Origin of the sequence: Zhongshania aliphaticivorans, assembly GCF_902705855.1 — a bacterium.
Taxonomy (GTDB): domain Bacteria; phylum Pseudomonadota; class Gammaproteobacteria; order Pseudomonadales; family Spongiibacteraceae; genus Spongiibacter; species Spongiibacter aliphaticivorans_B.
This window is the reverse complement of sequence record NZ_CACSIJ010000015.1, coordinates 95,309-114,459: the sequence shown is the minus strand read 5'-3', so window position 1 is coordinate 114,459 and position 19,151 is coordinate 95,309. Positions and strand designations below refer to the sequence as shown.

The 19,151-nt window shown below is 51.2% G+C and carries 19 protein-coding genes and 1 riboswitch; of the genes, 5 read left to right on the top strand and 14 right to left on the bottom strand.

Translation table 11 applies throughout. The annotated features are described in order from the left end of the window. Positions 1–100 precede the first annotated feature (100 nt). The 3 genes from GVJ32_RS14650 to GVJ32_RS14640 form a co-directional block, all read right to left on the bottom strand. Positions 101–856: an SDR family NAD(P)-dependent oxidoreductase gene (locus GVJ32_RS14650; protein WP_159240830.1), complete on the bottom strand. Its 756-nt coding sequence runs from the start codon at positions 854–856 to the stop codon at positions 101–103. 50 nt (positions 857–906) lie between these two features. Beyond that, entirely contained in the window at positions 907–2,367 is a 1,461-nt protein-coding gene (locus tag GVJ32_RS14645) for a flavin-containing monooxygenase (protein WP_159240829.1), read from the bottom strand. A 125-nt stretch (positions 2,368–2,492) separates the two neighbouring features. Beyond that, complete coding sequence (locus tag GVJ32_RS14640; protein WP_159240828.1) at positions 2,493–3,656, bottom strand: helix-turn-helix transcriptional regulator; 1,164 nt, start codon at positions 3,654–3,656, stop codon at positions 2,493–2,495. Positions 3,657–3,835: 179 nt separating this feature from the next. On the opposite strand from GVJ32_RS14640, the gene GVJ32_RS14635 reads away from it, so the two are divergent. Next, on the top strand, positions 3,836–4,663 hold the full coding sequence (locus tag GVJ32_RS14635) for an SDR family NAD(P)-dependent oxidoreductase (RefSeq protein WP_159240827.1): 828 nt from the start codon (positions 3,836–3,838) through the stop codon (positions 4,661–4,663). Between the two features lie 43 nt (positions 4,664–4,706). Next, positions 4,707–5,636 (top strand): alpha/beta hydrolase, encoded by a 930-nt coding sequence (locus GVJ32_RS14630; protein WP_159240826.1) that lies wholly within the window; start codon positions 4,707–4,709, stop codon positions 5,634–5,636. Positions 5,637–5,646: 10 nt separating this feature from the next. Here the strand turns inward: GVJ32_RS14630 and GVJ32_RS14625 are convergent, their stop codons facing one another. The 8 genes from GVJ32_RS14625 to GVJ32_RS14590 all read right to left on the bottom strand — a co-directional run bounded on the left by GVJ32_RS14625 (position 5,647) and on the right by GVJ32_RS14590 (position 14,515). Then, positions 5,647–7,086, bottom strand: coding sequence for a cobyric acid synthase (locus tag GVJ32_RS14625; protein WP_159240825.1), 1,440 nt, complete (start codon positions 7,084–7,086; stop codon positions 5,647–5,649). A gap of 283 nt (positions 7,087–7,369) precedes the next feature. Beyond that, positions 7,370–8,029 (bottom strand): 5,6-dimethylbenzimidazole synthase, encoded by a 660-nt coding sequence (bluB, locus tag GVJ32_RS14620; RefSeq protein ID WP_235035162.1) that lies wholly within the window; start codon positions 8,027–8,029, stop codon positions 7,370–7,372. Then, positions 8,022–8,804, bottom strand: a complete 783-nt coding sequence (locus GVJ32_RS14615) for an ABC transporter ATP-binding protein (protein WP_200841436.1) — start codon at positions 8,802–8,804, stop codon at positions 8,022–8,024. Before GVJ32_RS14615 ends, bluB begins: the two co-directional genes overlap by 8 nt. Before the next feature lie 2 nt (positions 8,805–8,806). Continuing rightward, positions 8,807–9,811, bottom strand: a complete 1,005-nt coding sequence (locus GVJ32_RS14610; protein ID WP_200841435.1) for a FecCD family ABC transporter permease — start codon at positions 9,809–9,811, stop codon at positions 8,807–8,809. Continuing rightward, a complete protein-coding gene (locus GVJ32_RS14605) occupies positions 9,798–10,688 on the bottom strand; it encodes a cobalamin-binding protein (protein WP_159240824.1) in 891 nt (296 codons plus the stop codon). Before GVJ32_RS14605 ends, GVJ32_RS14610 begins: the two co-directional genes overlap by 14 nt. Next, a complete protein-coding gene (gene cobO, locus GVJ32_RS14600; protein WP_159240823.1) occupies positions 10,688–11,293 on the bottom strand; it encodes a cob(I)yrinic acid a,c-diamide adenosyltransferase in 606 nt (201 codons plus the stop codon). The genes GVJ32_RS14605 and cobO overlap by 1 nt, the downstream gene beginning before the upstream one ends. 72 nt (positions 11,294–11,365) lie before the next feature. Next, the gene (locus GVJ32_RS14595; RefSeq protein ID WP_159240822.1) at positions 11,366–13,237 is read right to left on the bottom strand and encodes a TonB-dependent receptor domain-containing protein; all 1,872 of its coding nucleotides are present in this window, start codon (positions 13,235–13,237) and stop codon (positions 11,366–11,368) included. A gap of 90 nt (positions 13,238–13,327) precedes the next feature. Then, a riboswitch (cobalamin riboswitch) is annotated at positions 13,328–13,502 on the bottom strand. A gap of 53 nt (positions 13,503–13,555) precedes the next feature. Beyond that, positions 13,556–14,515 (bottom strand): ketopantoate reductase family protein, encoded by a 960-nt coding sequence (locus tag GVJ32_RS14590; protein WP_159240821.1) that lies wholly within the window; start codon positions 14,513–14,515, stop codon positions 13,556–13,558. A gap of 89 nt (positions 14,516–14,604) precedes the next feature. Between GVJ32_RS14590 and GVJ32_RS14585 the strand changes: the two genes are divergently transcribed. The 3 genes from GVJ32_RS14585 (at position 14,605) to rrtA (ending at position 17,078) form a co-directional block, all read left to right on the top strand. Beyond that, positions 14,605–15,087, top strand: coding sequence for a YajQ family cyclic di-GMP-binding protein (locus tag GVJ32_RS14585; RefSeq protein ID WP_159240820.1), 483 nt, complete (start codon positions 14,605–14,607; stop codon positions 15,085–15,087). A gap of 109 nt (positions 15,088–15,196) precedes the next feature. Further along, complete coding sequence (locus GVJ32_RS14580) at positions 15,197–16,471, top strand: AmpG family muropeptide MFS transporter (RefSeq protein WP_159240819.1); 1,275 nt, start codon at positions 15,197–15,199, stop codon at positions 16,469–16,471. Next, positions 16,464–17,078 (top strand): rhombosortase, encoded by a 615-nt coding sequence (gene rrtA, locus GVJ32_RS14575; RefSeq protein WP_159240818.1) that lies wholly within the window; start codon positions 16,464–16,466, stop codon positions 17,076–17,078. Before GVJ32_RS14580 ends, rrtA begins: the two co-directional genes overlap by 8 nt. Here rrtA and GVJ32_RS14570 read toward each other — a convergent pair. From GVJ32_RS14570 to GVJ32_RS14560, 3 genes are read right to left on the bottom strand one after another with little or no spacing between them, the layout of a single operon-like run. Beyond that, positions 17,046–17,354 carry an MGMT family protein gene (locus GVJ32_RS14570; protein ID WP_159240817.1) on the bottom strand — a complete coding sequence of 103 codons (309 nt, stop codon included), beginning with the start codon at positions 17,352–17,354 and terminating at the stop codon, positions 17,046–17,048. The two genes, rrtA and GVJ32_RS14570, sit on opposite strands and share 33 nt — an antisense overlap. A 21-nt stretch (positions 17,355–17,375) precedes the next feature. Then, positions 17,376–18,038 (bottom strand): carbonic anhydrase, encoded by a 663-nt coding sequence (locus tag GVJ32_RS14565; protein WP_159240816.1) that lies wholly within the window; start codon positions 18,036–18,038, stop codon positions 17,376–17,378. Between the two features lie 28 nt (positions 18,039–18,066). Next, positions 18,067–19,077, bottom strand: a complete 1,011-nt coding sequence (locus tag GVJ32_RS14560; RefSeq protein ID WP_159240815.1) for a phospholipase A — start codon at positions 19,075–19,077, stop codon at positions 18,067–18,069. Between the last annotated feature and the right edge of the window lie 74 nt (positions 19,078–19,151).

Genomic DNA, 19,151 nt, shown 5'->3' with positions numbered 1-19,151 from the left:
TCACCGTGGGCATCGTTGACTTGGACTATTCGCGATGGGATCTTGCGCTGCAGTGAAAAAAATTGAAAAAGGGGCTGCCGCAAGCGACAGCCCAAAGCACTCACATGGGATGTGGAGCGAATTTGCGACCAGCACTAAAGCCGCCGTCAACGGCAATGGTTTGGCCATTTACAAAAGACGCCGCGCTTGACGCAAGAAAGCCGATCACATTGGCCACTTCGTCGGCGCGACCCGCCCGGCCTTGCAAATGCCAGCTAATAAATTTTTCGTGTAGTTGCGGGTCTAGGGCGATGTCCTTGGTCATGGCGGTTTCGATGAGGCCGGGAGCAACACTATTGCAGCGAATACCCTGGCTGGCGTAGTCCGCAGTAATGCTGCGGGTAAGTTGAATAATGCCGCCCTTCGATACGTTATAAGCAACATTATTGTCGCAGGCCTCTAGGCCGAAGATACTTGCAACGTTAATGATGCTACCCGCACCTTGTGCGAGCATGATTGGCAGCACATATTTGCACATCAACATGGTGCCGGTGAGATTGATGTTTAACACTTTTTGCCACTGGCTTAAGTCGACTTCGTTGACGCCACCCCAGCCACTAATGCCTGCGCAATTTACCAGTGAGTCTATTCCGGCAAACTCGTCAGCAAGTTGATTTACTGCTGTCCGAATGGCGTTTTCATTTTCGACATTGAGGTGAAGAAAATGCACGCCTTCAGATTCCCATTGTTTAGCAATGGCGGCTGAGGGTGAATTGATATCGCAGGCGATAACGGTGGCGCCACTGGCGAGTAAGGTGGTGACTGTGGCGAATCCGATTCCGGAACAAGCGCCGGTAATAAGGGCAACATTTCTCATGCTTGAATTCTCACGGTTTTATTGTTGGTAAAAAATGCCAATTTATAAATTCAACTAAAATCATATGAAGAAAATTTTGGTGTCTGCATGGCTTCTTTAAACTGAGCGCGGGTCCACGGCCAGGTGGCGGGTATGCCTTGTGAATCTAAGTACCAGCTTTGGCAGCCGGAGCCAAAAATAGATTTTTTGGCGGCGGCGACTCTGGCTTTATCAAACTCATCCAGCGCAGATTGCTTGGCGCTTACTTTTTTGTATTCGCCGTTTTCGATTGGCGCCATAAGCTGGCTAATGTAATTCCACTGCTGCTCGGCAATTTCGATAAGTGAAAAATTTCCCACTGGTCCATTGGGGCCATTCAGCATAAAGAGATTGGGGAATTGGGGAATAGACACCGACATATAGGCGCTGGGTCGCTTGGCCCAGGCTTGCTCAAGCGTTGTTTCGTTCTCGCCGGTGATTGTCATGGGCCGCATAAAGCGGTCAGCTTCAAATCCAGTGGCGAGTACAATAATATCGAATTCTCGCAGGGTGCCGTCGGCGCTACGTATGCCACTTTCTTCGATAGAGTCGACACCCTCTACTATAATTTCCACATTGGGACTTTGTGCTGCATGGTAAAACTCTTCTGAGTAAATGAGCCGCTTACAGGCCGCGCGATACTGCGGACGTAGGCGTTCCCGTAAGTCTGGGTCGGTCACTGATTGCTCTAAGTTTTGTGCCACAATATTTTCAATTTCGTGCATGGCTATGGAGTCGGGTTCGGTGATCGCGACCGAGAAGCGCTCAATGTTCGCTTCTAGCTCGGGGTCATTTTGGATACGCTTTAATGCAGCGGGGTCGTTGCGAAAAACCGCTTTTTCAGCTTCGCTGAATTCGGCATTGACCACGGGCATTATCCATTGCGGGGTGCGTTGGTAATGGCATAAGTGAGCCGTCCGATCTGAGAGGGCAGTAACAATTTGTACACCGGTTGAGCCAGTGCCAATGACGGCGATGCGCTGATTATCTAGTTCTACTGAATGATCCCAGCGGGCGCTGTGAAATAGCTTACCTTTAAAGCTACTCATACCTTTTATATTGGGTATGCGCGGGTGGTGTAATACGCCGGTAGCGGCAATAACAAAGTCAGCGTAATCGCTATTGCCGCACGAGGTTGTGATCTGCCATTGCCCATTAATAAACTTACAGTCGGTAATTTCTTCATTAAAAGAAATAATTTCCTCAAGCTGATACTTGGCAACCACAGACTCAAAATAGGCCTGCACTTCTGCCCCTGGTGGTAGATGGCGGCTCCATTCAGGATTGGGTTCAAAGGAGTAGGTGTATGAGTGCGAGGGCACATCACATGTTAAACCGGGGTAGCTGTTATCGCGCCAAGTGCCGCCGATACGATCGGCTTTTTCGTAAATGCGAACATTGTGTTTGCCTGCTTCACGCAACTTGATGGCGGCTAAAATGCCGGCCATACCTGCGCCAATAATCACGTAGCGGTGTTGATTTTTATTGTTCATGTGGACTGCACCCTGTATGGCTAATATTGCCGCGCATGTTGCGCTATGGGTTTTATCCTATGCGGCTTTGGTTGGGCTTAAATCGTCCAGATAAACTATGCAGAGAAAATAGGAGAGATTTTTTGTCAGCGGGGGTTGGCTATAAACGCCGCTACACTCTTTAATAATAAGCTGACCAACATGGTTTGCTGGGTAACGCCGGTTTTAGCAAAAATGGCGCGCAGATGAGCGCGGGCGGTGTTGCGGCTAATATGTAAACTATTACTGGCGTCTTCTAAACTTTGGCCATCGGCTAGCGCCATTGCTAGCCGTGACTCCGCCGGTGTTAAGCCGTAGAGCTGACCTAGTACTTCTGCGGAGGTCTGTGATTTATATTCGGGGTCGCTAATAAATACCGCAACAGATGGCACCGTTTGGCCGTCCATTTGACTGATTTGCGGCATAGAGCGCACCACAATATTAAGCGGCAAGTGACCAGCGCTGCGGGTGATCGCCATGGCTTGCACAATGTGAGGCTTGCTGTGGCGATGAGCGTCGATGGCGTTGTTTATTAATTGCCGAAAGTGGCTGGCTTCGCTGCCTTGGGTGATCAGTAATTGCCGATCTTTACTGCTAATGCCATTTTTCTCCGCGAGAATGCGGTCAGCAATCGCATTGCAGTGCATTAGGTGGCGGTTGTCATCTAGGATGATAGTCCCCAATGATAATTGCGAGACGGTACGGTCAAGCAGGGTTCTTTCGGTTTCCATTTGCTGGAGGCGGGCATACAAGGGGATGGCGCGTTCCAGATGAGGAAGTATTAAGGCAATTTTTTCCTTATCTTGGGGGGTGAATGACGATGCGTTGGGGCTGCGGGTAATGCGCAAACTTGCTCGAAGCCCGTTGGCCAGTTGCATATCTACGCCAAGAATATGGAGTAAATCAAAGGGCTTCATGCAGCGCTGATAAAACTCACTATTTAATAGCTGCGTTGCAGGTAAAAACTCCTCTAGTGACACCACCTTGCCCGCAGGTAGGTTTACAAAGGGGTCTAGGGCATAGAGGCCATCGCTATAAACATTGTTGGGCGTGTCCGAGATGGGTGATGGCAGGCCGTCGCTGAGTAGTAAGCCAGCGTCGCCGGGGTTCGGGGTACGCAAAATAAGAAAACAGATACTGGCATCCATTTCATTGCGCAGCTGATTTAGAAAGCCCTGCCACAGTGGTGCCTCGTCCAGTCCATGGTAAATGCTTTCTAATAGCTCACTAAACGTCTTTAAGCTAAATGCGGCGATGTGGTCATGTGCCATGGGCGCTCGTCCGGTGGGTGTATTGTCATTATTGTTATGCTGCGATTGCAGATTAGGATTCCAGCATAGCGTTATCTTACTGTTTTGTACTAGTCCATCTTGACGATGATATTTCGGCTGAATAGCTGCAAATTTAGCCCACGGAAAGTCGCTTGGTACAGTAGTGGTGGGGAAGTTAAATGAAAATAATAGAACAGCAAGTTGCGCTTATCACGGGCGCGGCAAGTGGGATTGGCTTGGGTATTGTGAATGCTTGCGCGGCCAGAAATATGCGTATTATTGCTGCGGATATTAGTCTGTCGCGACTAGAATCCTTGAGTCAGGATTTACAGCAACGCAATATTGAACATCACATTATGGTCTGTGATGTGGCTGATCCGGCGCAAGTAAAAGCACTTGCTGATTTGGCCTACAGTAAATACGGCGCTGTGAATGCCTTGTTTAATAATGCGGGTATTATGATTAATGGTGTGAGCTGGCAGTGTAGTGTCGCCGATTGGCAGAAAGTGATAAATGTAAATTTGATGGGCACTGTTTATGGCATACAGGAATTTGTACCGCGTATGTTAGAGCAAGCATCGCCTGCTCATATTGTGAATACCTCGTCTTTGGCTGGTTTGCTAAGTTCGCCAATGATGGGCCCGTATAGCGCGAGCAAGCATGCGCTGGTGTCCCTGTCTGAAACCCTACTTTATGATTTGCAGGCGATGGGCTCGGATATTGGCGTGTCGGTACTCTGCCCTGCGCAGGTTGCGAGTAATATTATGGACGCCATTGATGGCGGAGATTCTGCTCAACATAATGCCGAACAACTAAATGATTTTTTACGTCAGGGTATTAACGAGGGTATGGCGCCGAGTGATGTGGCCGACATGGTGTTTGATGCGATAGAGCGCAAGGCATTTTGGATATTTACTCATCCTGATTTTAAGCCAGCTTACACTGCTAAGGCAGATGGATTGGTCAATGAGCGTAATCCGGCTTTTGAGCAAGTAATCTGCGATTAAGTAATGTGGTGCTTGTTATAAGAGAAATAATAAAGGAGCAACGATGCTAGCCCCAGAAGTGAAAGCCTTATTAGAGTTTATGAACAGCCAGCCGAGCGTTGCGATTGCGGATCTCACTCCCGAGATGATGCGCGATCGCACCATGCCACTGCCTGAAAATATAGAAGCAGTATTGAAAGTGGTCGACACTGTAATACCGCTTGTTGCGCAAGATAATGAAGTAGGTAGCAGTGATCCCCTGCCAGCGCGAATATATTATCCTCAAGGTTATGAGGAAGTTGACGGCGGATCACCGGCGATACTGTTTTTTCATGGCGGCGGTTTCGTCGCGTGTGACCTCGATACCCACGATGGCATGTGCAGAACATTATGTAACGCCAGTGGCTCAGTCGTGGTGTCAGTGGATTACCGGCTGGCGCCAGAAGCTCGTTTTCCTGCAGCGCCAGAAGACGCATACCGCGCCTTGTTATGGCTGCATCAAGAGGCCGGTACATTAGGTGTCAATTCGAACGCGATATCAGTATGTGGTGATAGTGCGGGCGGCAATCTCGCTGCGGTTTTGTGCCTGCTGGCCCGAGATCGGAAAGGCCCGACAATTCAAAAGCAAATTTTGATATATCCCGTAACCTCACCGGGATGCGATACCGAATCACACCATAAATTTGCCGAGGGATATTTTTTAGGCCGTGAGCAAATGCAATGGTTTTGGCAGCATTATCTCGGTGATAAAGCGACGGCATCAACGCCTTATGTGGATCTACTCGCGGCGGATGTTAGCAGCTTACCGCCGGCGGTGATTGTGACGGCGGAATATGATCCCCTTTGCGACGAGGGAAAGTTGTACGCAGACAGATTAAAAGCAGCCGGTAGCACTGTTGAGTATCGCTGTGCAGCGGGTCAAATTCACGGCTTTTGCAGCTTTGCTGATCATATTCCCCAGGGGCGGGAAGTGCTTGTTGGTTTGTTTGGGTAGTACTTATCTTTCATGGTGCTAATAAGGCATCAATATCCAAATGCGTTTCAAGGTAGTCAGCCAAGCGGTCAATATTGCTTTCAATAATGCCGGCGTAGTCGAGGTCTTCAACCTCGTTAGCGCCCGCCCAGCTTAGTAATTCGTTGCGGGTTTCACTTTCATCAAACAGACCGTGTAAATAGCTGCCGATAATTTGACCGTCGTCGCTGCGGCAGCCATCGCGATGGCTGTTTAAATCTGCGAAGGCATTGTCTAGGGCGGGGCCGGAGCTGATGCCGGCGTGTATTTCGTAGCCGCTGATTTTGGCACCGCTGCCGATGAGTTGTCCGCTCACTCTGCGTAAGGTCTTATCTCTGCCGAGGGTGGTTTCCATGTCGAGAAAACCTAAGCCCGTAGTTGAGCCGGCGTCGCCTTCAATGCCGTCTGGATCGTGAACGGCCTTGCCCAGCATTTGGAAGCCGCCACAAATACCGAGCACTTTTCCGCCGTAGCGAAGGTGTTTGCTGATGTCGACGTCCCAGTTATTGCTGCGTAAATAGTCGAGGTCGCGGCGGGTGCTTTTGCTGCCGGGAATAATGATCAAGTCGCAGGGAGGGATCGCCTCGCCTTTGCCGACAAAACACAGATCTACTTGGGGATGTAAACGCAGCACGTCAAAGTCAGTGTGGTTACTAATGCGGGTTAGTACTGGCACGACCACTTTAATGGCGCTTTCAGAAACCTGCTGGCGCTTGTCGATGGCGTCTTCGGCTTCTAGGTGGAGGTCATGAATATAGGGCACCACGCCAATGACTTTTTTGCCGGTGCGTTCTTCTAGCCAGTCGAGCCCCGGTTGCAGCAGGGCGATATCGCCGCGAAAGCGATTGATGATAAAACCTTTAACTCGGGCTTGTTCAGTTTCTGAAAGTAAATCGAGTGTGCCGACCAGATGCGCAAATACGCCGCCGCGATCAATATCCGCGACAATTACAACTGGGCAATCCACCGCTTCGGCAAAGCCCATATTGGCAATGTCGTTGGCGCGTAAATTTATTTCTGCAGGGCTGCCTGCGCCTTCAACTACAATCACATCGTATTGTTCACTGAGTCGCTGGTGTGATTCTAATACCGCACCCATGGCGCGTTTTTTATAGTTGTGATAATCCTGCGCCTCCATATTGCTCAAGGCTTTGCCGTGAATAATAACCTGCGCGCCGGTGTCGCTATTGGGTTTGAGTAGTACAGGATTCATGTCGATGTGGGGCAGTAAACCACAGGCTTGCGCCTGCACGGCTTGGGCGCGACCGATCTCGCCGCCCTCTGGCGTGACGGCACTGTTCAGCGCCATATTCTGTGGTTTAAACGGTGCCACACTCAGACCGCGACGTTTAAATACTCGGCAAAGACCGGCAACGGTGACACTTTTACCGGCGTCTGAGGTGGTGCCTTGAATCATTAATGTTAGGGTCATGGTTGTATCACTTCATTTAATTAGTCGGACGTTGGGCGTTAGACGTCGGGCGTCTGGTGTCGGAAGTCGGACGAGCTAATTAGCGTTTTCTGTTTAGCATCTCCGGTCTTCCGAGAATGCTTTACGCTAGACGGTAAACGCTTAAAACACTGGTCGGAGGCCGTTTGAGGGGCAGCAATATATCGCGGCCGATCCACTTACGTCCGACATCAGACGCCTGACGTCCGACTAGTTTTAGCGTCTCCCGTCCAGCGTTCTGCAGCCACCGCGTCCGACATCAGACCTAATCCAGCCACCCATCTTGCATTATCAATTCGTCGATATTTTGGCGCTCGGCCCAGTGTTCGGTTTCCAGCATGGGGCGAGGGTAAAACTCTTCAACTGGGCCAAGGCATAGCACGGCAATGGCGCGGCTGCCTTCGGGCATATTGAGCAAACTTTGTAATGAATCTGGATCGAATAGCGATACCCAGCCCATGCCAAGCCCCTCAGCGCGGGTGGCCAACCACAGGTTTTGAATGGCGCAGGAGGCGGAGGCGAGATCCATTTCGGGCAATGTGCGGCGACCAAAAATATGCTTCTCGCGGCCATCCATTAAACAGACAATCAGCAGCTCGGCGCAGTCCCGGACGCCTTCAACTTTTAAGCGCATGAACTCATCTTCGCGCTCATTAAGTGCTTGCGCGGTTTTAATTCTTTCGTCTTGGATTAGCTGATAAATATTTTCGCGCAGCTCGGTTTTGCGAATACGGATAAACCGCCAGGGCTGCATAAAGCCAACACTGGGGGCGAGGTGAGCGGCCGACAGCAATTTCTTTAAGGTGGATTCATCTACCTGCCCACCGCTGAAATGACGCATGTCGCGACGCTCGGCCATCACTCGATAGACGGTATCGCGATCTGCTGCGCTGTAGCGTAAATCGTCGATATTGGATTTAGTCACGGCGGGCGTTCCTGCTGCTGACGGGCATAAAATAAGTTTGGCCTTCGCTGGTGATCATACTGAGTTCTTGGTCGTAGAGACGTTCGAGTGCGGTGACGGTAAGCATCGCCTCGGCGTCTCCCCAGCAGGCGTCGCCGTTGGGGTAAAGCAGAAGAATTTTGTCGCACCAATGCGCGGCTAAATTTAAATCGTGAAGGCAGAGGACAACACCGCATCCCGCATCGGCTTGTTCGGCCAGCAGGCCCATAATTTGAACTTGATGCTTCAAGTCTAGGTGGTTGCTGGGTTCGTCTGCCAGCCATAGCTTGGGGCTTTGGCAAAGTGCGGTGGCGATGGCCAGCCGTTGGCGCTCGCCGCCGGACAAGGTGCTGACAAGGCGTTGTTCTAAATCGCTGAGTTCTAATCTTTGTAGCGCGTTGCGGGCAATGGCGAGATCGTCTGCGGTTTCAATATCCCACGGTGAAATAAAGGGATGGCGGCCAATCATGGCGGTTTCTAATACCGTGGCGGGAAAGCCTTCGCCATTGTTTTGAAACACCACGGCGAGTTGTTGAGCGACCTGCTTGCGGCGCAATTGTTGAATATTATCTTTGTTTAAATTCACCGAACCAGCGCGCGGCTTTTTAAGCCCCGCGAGGGTGTGTAGCAAGGTGGTTTTGCCTGCGCCATTGGGGCCGAGTATGCCCCAGATTTCTCCGGCTTTAACTTCAAAGGACAGCGGCGTGCCACTTTTACGCTCGGGAATATCAATGACGAGATCAGTCGCGGCCAGCATACTCAGCGACTCCGGTGTAATAAATATAAGAAACTAGGCACGCCAATCAGCGCGGTAATGACCCCGGCAGGTAATTGTTCCGGCGCGATTAAGGTACGGGCCAAGGTGTCGGCTAACGTGAGTAGCGCACCGCCAGCTAATGCGGCAGCGGGCAGAATTAGACGTTGGTCGTTACCCAATACCAGCCGCAACATATGGGGAACAATTAAACCGACAAAGCCAATGCTGCCGGCGGTGGTCACGGCAAAGGCGGTTAGCAAGCTGGCCGAGATATAAATCGTCCATTCTAACGGCCGAACTGATACGCCCAAGGCGGAGGCTTGCATTTGGCCGCGAGCCAGCACATTTAAACTACGGCCCAGCGGCAACATAAGGACTGAAATAATTGCCAAGACTGTAAGAGCCATCCATGGTGAGCGGGCGTAGGCGAGGTCGCCCATAAGCCAGTAGAGCATGCCGGGTAGTTGGTCGCTGGGGCTGACCGCCAACATAAAGGTAATCGCTGCACCCCAACCGGAGGCGATCACCACGCCGGTGAGCAATAAGCGGGTGGGGGTCCAACTGCCCGTGCCGTGGGCAAGCCCGAACACGGTAACGGCTGAGATCATGGCGCCGATAAAGGCGGAGCCAGATACCATCGCTGCGCTCAAGCCACTGAGCATGGCGAGTAATGCACCAACCGCCGCGCCGCCAGACAAACCCAGCACATAGGGATCGGCTAAGGGATTGCGTAGCAACACTTGCATTAAGGCGCCGGCAACGGCAAGCAAGCCGCCAGCGGCAAAGGCAGATAAGGCGCGGGGCAAACGTAATTCAAAAACCAGTGTGCGGTGCAGTGGTTCGCCACCGCCAGTGATAACTTGCCAAAGTTCTTGATTAGAAATGTGTACGCTGCCGGTGGTAATGGCCAGCGTTAAGGCGCCTAGCGTTAAGATAAATAACACCAGCAGCGGCGTTAAAAAACGCGGCAGTGCGCCAGCGGTAGAATTGGTTTTAACGCCGGCCACGGGCGGTGTCCAGATGTTCGCAGAGCATGGTCGTGCCCTGTAGTAGGCGCGGCGTAGGGCGCTGAATAGTTGATGGTGGAATAAAGAATAAATTATTGCGGCGCACGGCGGTCAGACCGCTAAAACGTCGCCAGTCTTTGAGCCAATCGTGATTTTCTTCGCCCATGCCACCGGCAATAATGGCTTCTGGGTTGGCGGCAAGCACGGCTTCGTTGTCGATGCGCGCGGTTAAATTGGGCAGATCGCCAAAGACGTTTACGCCGCCACAAATACGCGTTGCTTCGCTAATGATGTGCTCGTTATTAACGGTCATCAGCGGATTGATCCAAATTTGTTGAAATACGCTCACCGGCGCCGCATCGCTGTAGCGCGCACGTAAATTGTCTACGCCGATCCGAAATGTTGTTGCGGCCGCGTTGGCGACATCCGCCGTGCCCGCTAATATGCCGAAGCGTTCAAGGCTACTGGCAACGTCTTCAAAGGCACGCAGTTCACTGTAGTAGATTGGCATGCCCAAGGCTTGCAGCTGCGACAGCTGCTCGCGTGGATTACCACTGAGCCAGCCAATAAGTAAATCCGGCTTTAAGGCGAGAATAGCCTCTTGGTCAAAGCGGTTGTAGCTGCCAACACGGGGAAGTTTTTTGGCGGCCTCTGGGTAGTCACTAAAACTAACCGCAGCAACTAATTTGTCACCCGCACCGGCCGCATAAACTAATTCTGTTGCGCCGGGCGACAGCGCAATAATTCGCTGCGCGGCTTTGGGTAGACAGAGTTGGGCGCCGCTATCGTCAGTGACGCAGATTTCTGAATGCGCGTTTGCTGATAAAAGCGCGCAGCCAAGAAGTAGTGCGTGAATGAGTTTTAGCGGACTGCGCATTACCACTCCACGCCCTTGCGCGCTTTTATGCCGCCGCGAAAAGCGTGTTTTTTGTCGTCGATCATCGACACCGTATCGGCCAATTCTTTGAGTGGCACCGGTGCACCGCGACCAGTGATAATCACGCTTTGTTCACGGGGGCGATTGCGCAGTGCCTCGTAAACGTCTTCGGCGTCGATATAGCCGTATTTTAAAATATAGGTGAGTTCATCTAGCAGGACGAGATGAATGGATTCGTCTTGCAGCAATATTTTAGTCTGCTGCCATGCTTGCTGAGCAGCTTCGCGATCTTGTTCTTTGTTTTGGGTTTCCCAGGTAAATCCGGAACCCATCACAATAAAGGGGACTTCTGGGCAGCGCTCTTGAATAAAATTACGCTCGCCGCAGTCCCAGGTACCTTTGATAAACTGCACCACGGCTGCTTTGTAGCCGTGGCCCAGGGCGCGAATAATGGTGCCAAAACCGGAGCTGGATTTACCTTTACCTGGCCCGCTTAATACGATTAACACACCGCGCTCTTCAGTGGCCTTGGCGACCTTTTCGTCGATCATGGCTTTTTTAATCTGCATTCGCTTTTGGTGCTTTTCTTCGTCATTAAGCGTCATGGTGGCTCCTGATTGCTGAGTCAAATCTGCGCTGTTTTACAGCGCAGATTATCTGAGCGGTGAATGATACCTTTATTTTGGCGTGTAAGTGATGCTTAGCATGGCTTCACGGCCGATTGAAAGGTAGTCGCCAAAGCTAAAACTGCGGGCGCTGACATATTCTTTATCGAAGATGTTTTTCAGGGCTAGCTGCAGTTTTACCTGCTCGTTTACGCGGTAAGACACGGTGCCGTCGACTAAGCCGTATCCGCCGAGTTCGTCGTTATTGGCGGTGTCTTCATAGCGGCTGCTCACTAAGCGCAGGCTGCCGCTCACACTCCAGTGCTGCCATTCGCGGCCGACGTCGAGGTTGGCTTGCTTGTCGGCGCGGCGACGTAAATCTAAGCCGCTGTTTGCGTCGGTGGCGTCTAGCAGGCTGACGTTGGCGTCTATGTTCCAGTTCATGATTTCAGTTGCTACGCTGAATTCCCAGCCCTTGATTTCGGCGCCTTCAATTTGGTCTGGGCCAAAGGTGGCGGGGTTGTATTGAATGAGTTTATCGACGTCGTTTTCAAATCGCGCCACGCTCCAGCTCCCCCACTGGTGATTGCCGCGCAGTTCTAATTCGATGTTTTCAGATGTTTCAGGTTCTAGGGTAGGCACACCATAAAAGGGGTAGTACAAATCATTAAAGGTCGGGGCGTTAAAGCCTTCACCGTAGGAGGCGATGACTTTTAGCGCGTCGCTGATATCAAAACCCACGGAGGCATTGCCGGTGTCGTTGGAACCGAATTGCTCGTTGTCGTCATTGCGGCCGCCAAGGGTAAAGTTTAGGCGGCCAAAATCTGCCTGCCACTGTGCGAAGTAAGCTTTGTTCGCCCGGCTTTGTTCGCCGTAGCTAAGATTGCTTTCAACGTGGTCGAGGAAGCGCTCATAGCCGGCGGTAATCACGTGATGCTCACCAATAGTCCAGTCATTTTGCAGGCTGTAAACGCGTCGCGTTGTGTCAAAGGTGTCGCCACTGACGCCGACAGCCGCCGGATCGACATAGTGATAGTCAATGGTGGATTCGTCTTTGGACTCGCCAGCAGAAAGGGTGAGTAACCAGTTTTCTAGCGGGCGGAATTCACCCCGAATATTGGCGATGCTGACTTCGCCGTCGGTGTAGGGTGAGCAGGTATAGGTTACGCCACCGGCGCGGCAGTTATTGTCGTAGTCGCTTTTGGTTTGGCTGTTTTGATAAAGTGCGAATAATTCGGCGGCGTCATTAATTTTGTGACTGAAACTCGCGTTGATTGCCGTTTGTTCAAAGGCGTCGTCGTCGCCAGCTACCCCAGCTTTGCTAGAGGTGTTATCTACCCCGTCGGTCTCTTCGTGCAAGATACTGATGTTGGCTTGGGTTTGCTCATTGCCGCCGCTGAGGGCGGCCAACACTTTACGAGTGCCTTGGGTGCCGACGCCGACTTGCAGCATGGGCTGTATGCCGTCAGTGTCATGGTATTTGCGGGTAATAATATTGATGACGCCGCCGATGGCCTCTGAACCATAAAGGCTGGAGCGTGAGCCGCGCACAATTTCAACGCGTTCGATTAATTCTGGCGGTAAATTGGTGAGTGCGGGCGCGCCGTTAGTCGCTGAGCCGATGCGTACCCCGTCGATCATCACTAGAGTGTGATTACTCTGGTTGCCGCGCAGAAATAGACTGGTGCTGGCGCCGCGGCCACCGTTGCGGACAAAGCTGACCCCTACCGCACGAGAGAGTAATTCCTGTAAATCGTTGGGTTGAATACGCTCAATGTCAGCGCGCTCAAAGACAGTAACCGGCGCGAGAATATCTGCCACCGACTGCTCGGTGCGGGTTGCGGTGACAATGGTGGTTTCAATATGGGATTTATCCGCTGCAAAAAGCGGCGATGTTGCCAGCGTAAGAAAACTGCTAACAGCAGCAAGAGTTGTTTTGTTCATGGTTAAACCTCAAAGCTATAAAAGGAAGCAATGAGGGAGGGGTAGGGGTTATATACAAGTATACGACCGCTGATGGAGCCCTCCGCTTCATCGGGTGAATCAGTAGAGGCCGGTTCCGGGCTCGCACTTTCAAATTGAAATGTGCTTACCGTTGCGGGGGCAGCGTTGGCATTGCGGCACTCGTGAGAGTGGGCGCGCACCAGACTTCCCGTTTAACTCTTTGTCACCAAATACGTGACGCAGGGCACCTGTTACTTGGCGCGCACTCTAAGGCGGTGTTGGGTTTTTGTCAAATTGGGCGGGGCGTGGTGATCAGAACTAGTTAGTGGCTGAAATGCGTTTGATGTCTTGTAGTAGTTGCTGATTTAAGGGCATCTTGATGTTGTGCTCTTCGGCCAGCCGGCAAAGATATCCGCTAATAGCGTCGATTTCAGTTTCGCGGCCTGCTTCTATGTCTTGAAGCATGGAAGAGCGATTGTCGGCGGTGGCTTTGGCGATATTGATGACGTGCTCGTGAAGGTCCTCTAGCCAATGGTCTCGATTCAAGGCGGTACTGAGGTGTAATATTTCATCGACGATTTGCCGCATTTGAGTGATGGTTTCTGGCGTATTTAATAGCTCACCGTTGCGGCAGCGATGAATAACCGTCAAGGGATTAATGACACAATTAACGGCGAGTTTACGCCATAGCACGGCCTCGATATTATCGCTGACACTTACCATTAAGGGTGGGAAGGATAGTGATGCGGCGAGCTGGGCGACGACGGCCAGATCGGTCTTGTTGTTACTGTTAACAGTGCCAATAAACGTGTCACCGTGGCCCGCATGTACAAATTCAAAATCGGTTTGGCGATAACAGCCTTCGGTAGTGGAGCCTTGTAGTACGGTTGCCTGTGGGAATTCGTGCCGAATTTGTTCAGCAATACCAAGACCGTTTTGTAGCAGTACTAATACCGCCTTATCGGCAATATGGGGTTTGATAGCCATTAATGCGCTCAGCGTTTGCTGGGCCTTGGTGGTGATCAGTAAGTGCTGAATGGGACTTGATATACTTTGCGGGCAGTCTGCCGGTACTGGGCTGAGCAGAGCTTGGTTTGCGCGTATTAGGCTAATGCCACCCTGTTTTTTGTAGTTGTTTACAGTAGCTTGATTGCGGAGAAGAAGGCGAATATTGGCACCCGCTTGATAGCCATAGCTTGCCCACAGGCTGCCGATTGCGCCGGCGCCCAGAATATACAGGGGGCTTTCTGATGTGAACGGTGGCTTGGCTTTTGACACGAGAGTTGCCTTCATTTATCTAAGAGACATTTTGTCGCTTCGCAGCTAATGCTAAACTGCGCCCGCAACATAACAAAGGAAATTAGGCTATGCCAGCGTTCGATATTGTCTCAGAAGTGGATTTACACGTCTTTACCAATGCCGTTGATCAGGCTGGTCGGGTCATTGAGACGCGCTTCGATTTTAAGGGTGTGGATGCGCGGTTTGAGCGCGAGGCACTGACCGTAACCATGTTCGCCGAGGCGGAGTTTCAGTTGCAGCAAATGGAAGACCTGCTGCGCGCCGCCTTAGTTAAGGTGAAGATCGACCCGCTGGCGATGGAGCTAGGGGACGTAAAGGGCGCAGGTAAGCAGGTGAAGCAGCTGGTTACGATGCAAAGCGGCTTGACCTCAGATGTGGCGCGTAAAATCGTTAAATTGATTAAAGACCGCAAGCTAAAAGTACAAAGCCAAATTCAAGACGAGCAAGTACGGGTGACAGGTAAAAAGCGTGATGACCTGCAAGAGGTTATGGCGATATTGCGGGCAGAAGAGTTGGACCAACCCCTGCAGTTCACCAATTTCCGCGATTAATGGCTTAAGTGTTAGCGATTAGCTGGCGATTACTTCACAGTAATTGATAAGCCCTTGCAATCTTGCTGGCGGTAGCCAGAATGAAGCCATCGTTATTGTGGAATCCCCTATGAGTGATCACCAGCCGATATCGGCTTTGCCTTGGCATAAGGCGATTTTTAATCGCCACATGTTCATTTGTGTATTGACCGGTTTTGCATCCGGCCTGCCGCTGTATTTTCTTATTCAGTTGGTTCCCGCGTGGCTGCGCAGTGAAGGAGTGGGGCTGACGGAAATTGGATTATTCGCGCTGGTGGGTTTTCCTTACAATTGGAAATTTGTTTGGGCGCCCCTGATGGACCGTTATGTACCGCCGTTTTTAGGGCGGCGGCGTGGCTGGATGCTGATTACTCAGGTCGGTCTTATCATCTCGATTGCGGCATTAGGTTTTATTGATCCGGTATTTTCGGTGGGCTTGGTCGCCTATGGTGCGGCGGCGGTGGCATTTTGCAGCGCCAGTCAGGATGTGGTTTTAGACGCTTATCGGCGTGAGTTATTGCACGATGATGAGCTTGGTCTGGGTAATTCAATCCACGTACAAGCTTACCGTTTGGCCGGTTTAGTTCCTGGCTCTATTGGTGTGATTTTGGGCGACTATTTGCCGTGGAGTACGGTCTTTATTGTCATGGCTGGATTTATGATGATCGCGGTGGTGGCGACAATTTGGATTGATGAAGCGGTTGATGCCAGTATTGCGCCATTGAGCCTGCGGGCGGCGGTGGTTGAGCCCTTCAAGGAATTCGTAAACCGTAAAGGCTGGGCCAGTGCCCTGTATTTATTGCTGTTCTTATTTTTGTACAAGCTTGGCGACAATATGGCGACGGCCTTGTCCTCGCCATTTTATTTAGACTTAGGCTTTACCCTCACTGAGATTGGCACTATTGCTAAAACCGCCTCCTTAACAGCGGCGATTATCGGCGGATTGGTGGGCGGTGTGATCATGATCCGCCTCGGTATTAATCGCGCGCTGTGGTTATTTGGCGTGGTGCAAGTGTTGAGTATTCTCGGCTTTGCGGCCTTGGCAGAAATCGGCCCAAACCGTATGGCCTTGGCAGGTGTGATTGTTTTTGAATACCTTGGGGTAGGTTTGGGCACCGCTGCCTTCACTGCCTTTATTGCCCGCGCAACTATGCCGGCGTATGCGGCGACTCAGTTTGCCTTGTTTACAGCATTGGCGGCATTGCCGCGTACCTTCGCCAATGCAACTACAGGCATTATTGTTGAGTCGGTGGGCTGGACTAATTTTTACCTGCTGTGCACAGCGGTCGCCATCCCAGGTATGGTGATGTTGTTTAAAGTGGCGCCGTGGTCGGAGGAAACGGTATTAAACGGTAAAAATGGCTGAGGCTAATTCTCGTATAAGACGCGCTTGTTTGCATTATTGGCCAACAGCGCTGCTTATTTTTTTCTTATTTATTATTGATTATTTCCACCGTATTTATAACTTGTCCTACCAACGAGAGTTGCTTGAGGGCGGTCAGTGGTGGCGGCTTTTCAGTGGCCAATTTGTACATAATAATAGCTCGCATTTAATGTCTAATATTGCGGCCTTAGTTCTGTGTAGGGTTCTGCTCGTTCGGGTGTATACCGAACGCAGTTTTGTTATGAGTCTGCTGAGTTGTGCGCTTATGACTGGGCTGTTAATTCACGTCTTGCTACCGTCTTATAATTATTACCTGGGCGTGTCGGCGGCGCTTTACGGCATCCTTGTTGCCGGTGCGATAGCTATGTTGCGAAGACGATCATTTTTTGGCGCGGCCTTATTGTTGCTAATTAGCCTTAAGCTACTACAGGATTATTTTGCTCCGAGTGCGGTGCTTCCAGTGTCTGAACGTATCGGTGTGCCGGTCGCCGTTGAGGCACATTTTGTGGGTGTGTTAGCCGGTGTTTTACTTGGCGCTGCGCAAATTGCGGGGGCTTTATTCCGGCCAGCGGCATTGCCGCCAAAATAATCGGCCGGATTCGTCGGCGCTGGATTCTTCAATTAAATGATTTAATTGTCGTTGGTAGCTTTCGCTATTCGGTGGCAGGCTGATTTTGCCTTGGCTGTTTACAATTCTAAACCACGGCAGACGAGTGTCTTTGGGGAGTTGGCTGAGTAGGCGGCCTACGTAGCGGGCATTGCCGGCAAGGCCAGCGAGTTCAGCTACTTTGCCGTAGCTACACAGGCGCCCCGCAGGGACGCCGTGAATTACTGCGTAAATTTGCTGAATTGCTTCTTCGTTCATAGTGTCATTAAACGGAGGTATTTATTTCGCGTCGCTCTCTGCTTCTAGGTTGCGGGTGCGCTCCCAGTAGTCTTCATAAAAGAAGTCGACTTCGCCGGTTTCTAGCGAATACTCCGCGCCTACGACTAGAAGTTTGCCTTCGTTGATGAGATTTTCCAGCGTGGATGAGCCGCTGCTGAGGTGTTCTACAGAAGCTCTAACATTGGCGCGTACTGATTGCTCAATTAATGCCTTGTGATCGTGACGAAGCTCTGTGCAAAGCAGGGTTTCAACCGCAGGACGAATTCGTTTCACGATAGAGTGCAGGTTTTGCGACGGGATTTTGCTATTGCCGGTGAGTACGTCAACAGTGGCCGAAATGGCGCCGCAGCTTGAATGTCCGAGTACCACCACCAGCGGTGTGCCGAAGTTTAAGGCGGCGAATTCGACGCTACCAATGCCAGATGGCGCGACGATGTTGCCAGCAACGCGAATAACAAATAAGTCGCCCAAACCCTGGTCGAAGACCAGCTCTGCCGGTACACGGGCATCTGAGCAGCCTAGAACAATAGCGAGAGGGGCTTGAGTTTCAACAAGCTCAGGTCGTTTGGTGTGGATGACGCTAGCGCCATCGCTATTTACATTGCTGACAAAGCGGGCATTGCCTTCTTTTAATCGCGTTAATGCTTCTTGTGCTGTGATCATATGTAGATTCCCGTTAAGTGAGGTTTGCTTACAGCCAGTCGCTGATCAGTACGCCAATACCGATACTTTCGATGGCGTTATTGTATTCAATCAGGCTCTCTCCGTAGCCATTAAAGTACTTCACGTAGGCCTTTACTCGCGAGCTAATAGGGAAGCTCCAGCCTAGTTCAATAGCCCCTTTACTCTCGCTGCGTAAATTGTTGCGCAGCATGACGCTCAGGGTTCTATTGTGCCACTGGTAAATACCCATCCATTCAAAATGGCCAAGGTATTTTTCGATGTCTGGGTTGTCATCATCTTTTGATGATTCAGGCAGTCGATACCAGGGTTTGAATGACATCGCAAAACGATCTCGTTCAAATACCATATTTAACATAATGCGGTTCCAGCTCCGCGACAGTGGCTCGCCGCGGCCGTTGGATTGGTGGTTGAAAATAAATTGGTTTGCGACATTGCGTATGCCCATCCACTCCCAGTCGTTTGCAAAGGTCAGCATTAACTCGGGTTCGTGGTTGGTTTCCCGAAAGGGGGCAGACGCCGCACTATTATAAGCCTGCCAAAAAGAGCGGTTGGTATAGCCGACGCTAAGATAGCCGTTATCGTCAAAAATTTGTTCCCACACAGTGACCTTAATACTGAGCTGAAACTCCAACTCTATACTGTCGGCGTCGGCGCTATTGTCGGGAAGAAAGCCACTGTAATCACTAATATCATCGCGATATGACACAGGTAGTATGTAATTGGTTCGGTGTGGGGTGAGCACAAATGGGTTGTCGATGGTGAAGCGTTCTAAGGCGAAGCGCTCTCCAACCACACCGCTGTGTCGGGTGCGGGCGGCGGCGTCTTGCAATGATACTTCGGGTTCTGTCGTTGTCCACGTTTGGGTCGAGCTACAAAAAGTGCGGAGTTCGCCAATGGTGGTGGATTCTGCCGCAGATTGGCTTGCCAGTTGCAAACATTCGGCGGTGCTATCGGCGGTTTGAGCGTGGCTTAGTCCTGCGTAGAACATAAGCAGTGCGAATAAGCTACGGAATCGCATTTGGCTATTACTCTCCTATGTTCTGCGGATGACAGCTGCCAATTGTAAACCAAAGTCGCGATTTGTGACGGAGT

Bases quoted from the DNA above. Each gene is read 5' to 3' on its own strand.
- GVJ32_RS14650 (WP_159240830.1), bottom strand. From the start codon at position 856: ATGAGAAATGTTGCCCTTATTACCGGCGCTTGTTCCGGAATCGGATTC.
- GVJ32_RS14645 (WP_159240829.1), bottom strand. From the start codon at position 2,367: ATGAACAATAAAAATCAACACCGCTACGTGATTATTGGCGCAGGTATG.
- GVJ32_RS14640 (WP_159240828.1), bottom strand. From the start codon at position 3,656: ATGGCACATGACCACATCGCCGCATTTAGCTTAAAGACGTTTAGTGAG.
- GVJ32_RS14635 (WP_159240827.1), top strand. From the start codon at position 3,836: ATGAAAATAATAGAACAGCAAGTTGCGCTTATCACGGGCGCGGCAAGT.
- GVJ32_RS14630 (WP_159240826.1), top strand. From the start codon at position 4,707: ATGCTAGCCCCAGAAGTGAAAGCCTTATTAGAGTTTATGAACAGCCAG.
- GVJ32_RS14625 (WP_159240825.1), bottom strand. From the start codon at position 7,086: ATGACCCTAACATTAATGATTCAAGGCACCACCTCAGACGCCGGTAAA.
- GVJ32_RS14615 (WP_200841436.1), bottom strand. From the start codon at position 8,804: ATGCTGGCCGCGACTGATCTCGTCATTGATATTCCCGAGCGTAAAAGT.
- GVJ32_RS14605 (WP_159240824.1), bottom strand. From the start codon at position 10,688: ATGCGCAGTCCGCTAAAACTCATTCACGCACTACTTCTTGGCTGCGCG.
- cobO (WP_159240823.1), bottom strand. From the start codon at position 11,293: ATGACGCTTAATGACGAAGAAAAGCACCAAAAGCGAATGCAGATTAAA.
- GVJ32_RS14595 (WP_159240822.1), bottom strand. From the start codon at position 13,237: ATGAACAAAACAACTCTTGCTGCTGTTAGCAGTTTTCTTACGCTGGCA.
- GVJ32_RS14585 (WP_159240820.1), top strand. From the start codon at position 14,605: ATGCCAGCGTTCGATATTGTCTCAGAAGTGGATTTACACGTCTTTACC.
- GVJ32_RS14580 (WP_159240819.1), top strand. From the start codon at position 15,197: ATGAGTGATCACCAGCCGATATCGGCTTTGCCTTGGCATAAGGCGATT.
- rrtA (WP_159240818.1), top strand. From the start codon at position 16,464: ATGGCTGAGGCTAATTCTCGTATAAGACGCGCTTGTTTGCATTATTGG.
- GVJ32_RS14570 (WP_159240817.1), bottom strand. From the start codon at position 17,354: ATGAACGAAGAAGCAATTCAGCAAATTTACGCAGTAATTCACGGCGTC.
- GVJ32_RS14565 (WP_159240816.1), bottom strand. From the start codon at position 18,038: ATGATCACAGCACAAGAAGCATTAACGCGATTAAAAGAAGGCAATGCC.
- GVJ32_RS14560 (WP_159240815.1), bottom strand. From the start codon at position 19,077: ATGCGATTCCGTAGCTTATTCGCACTGCTTATGTTCTACGCAGGACTA.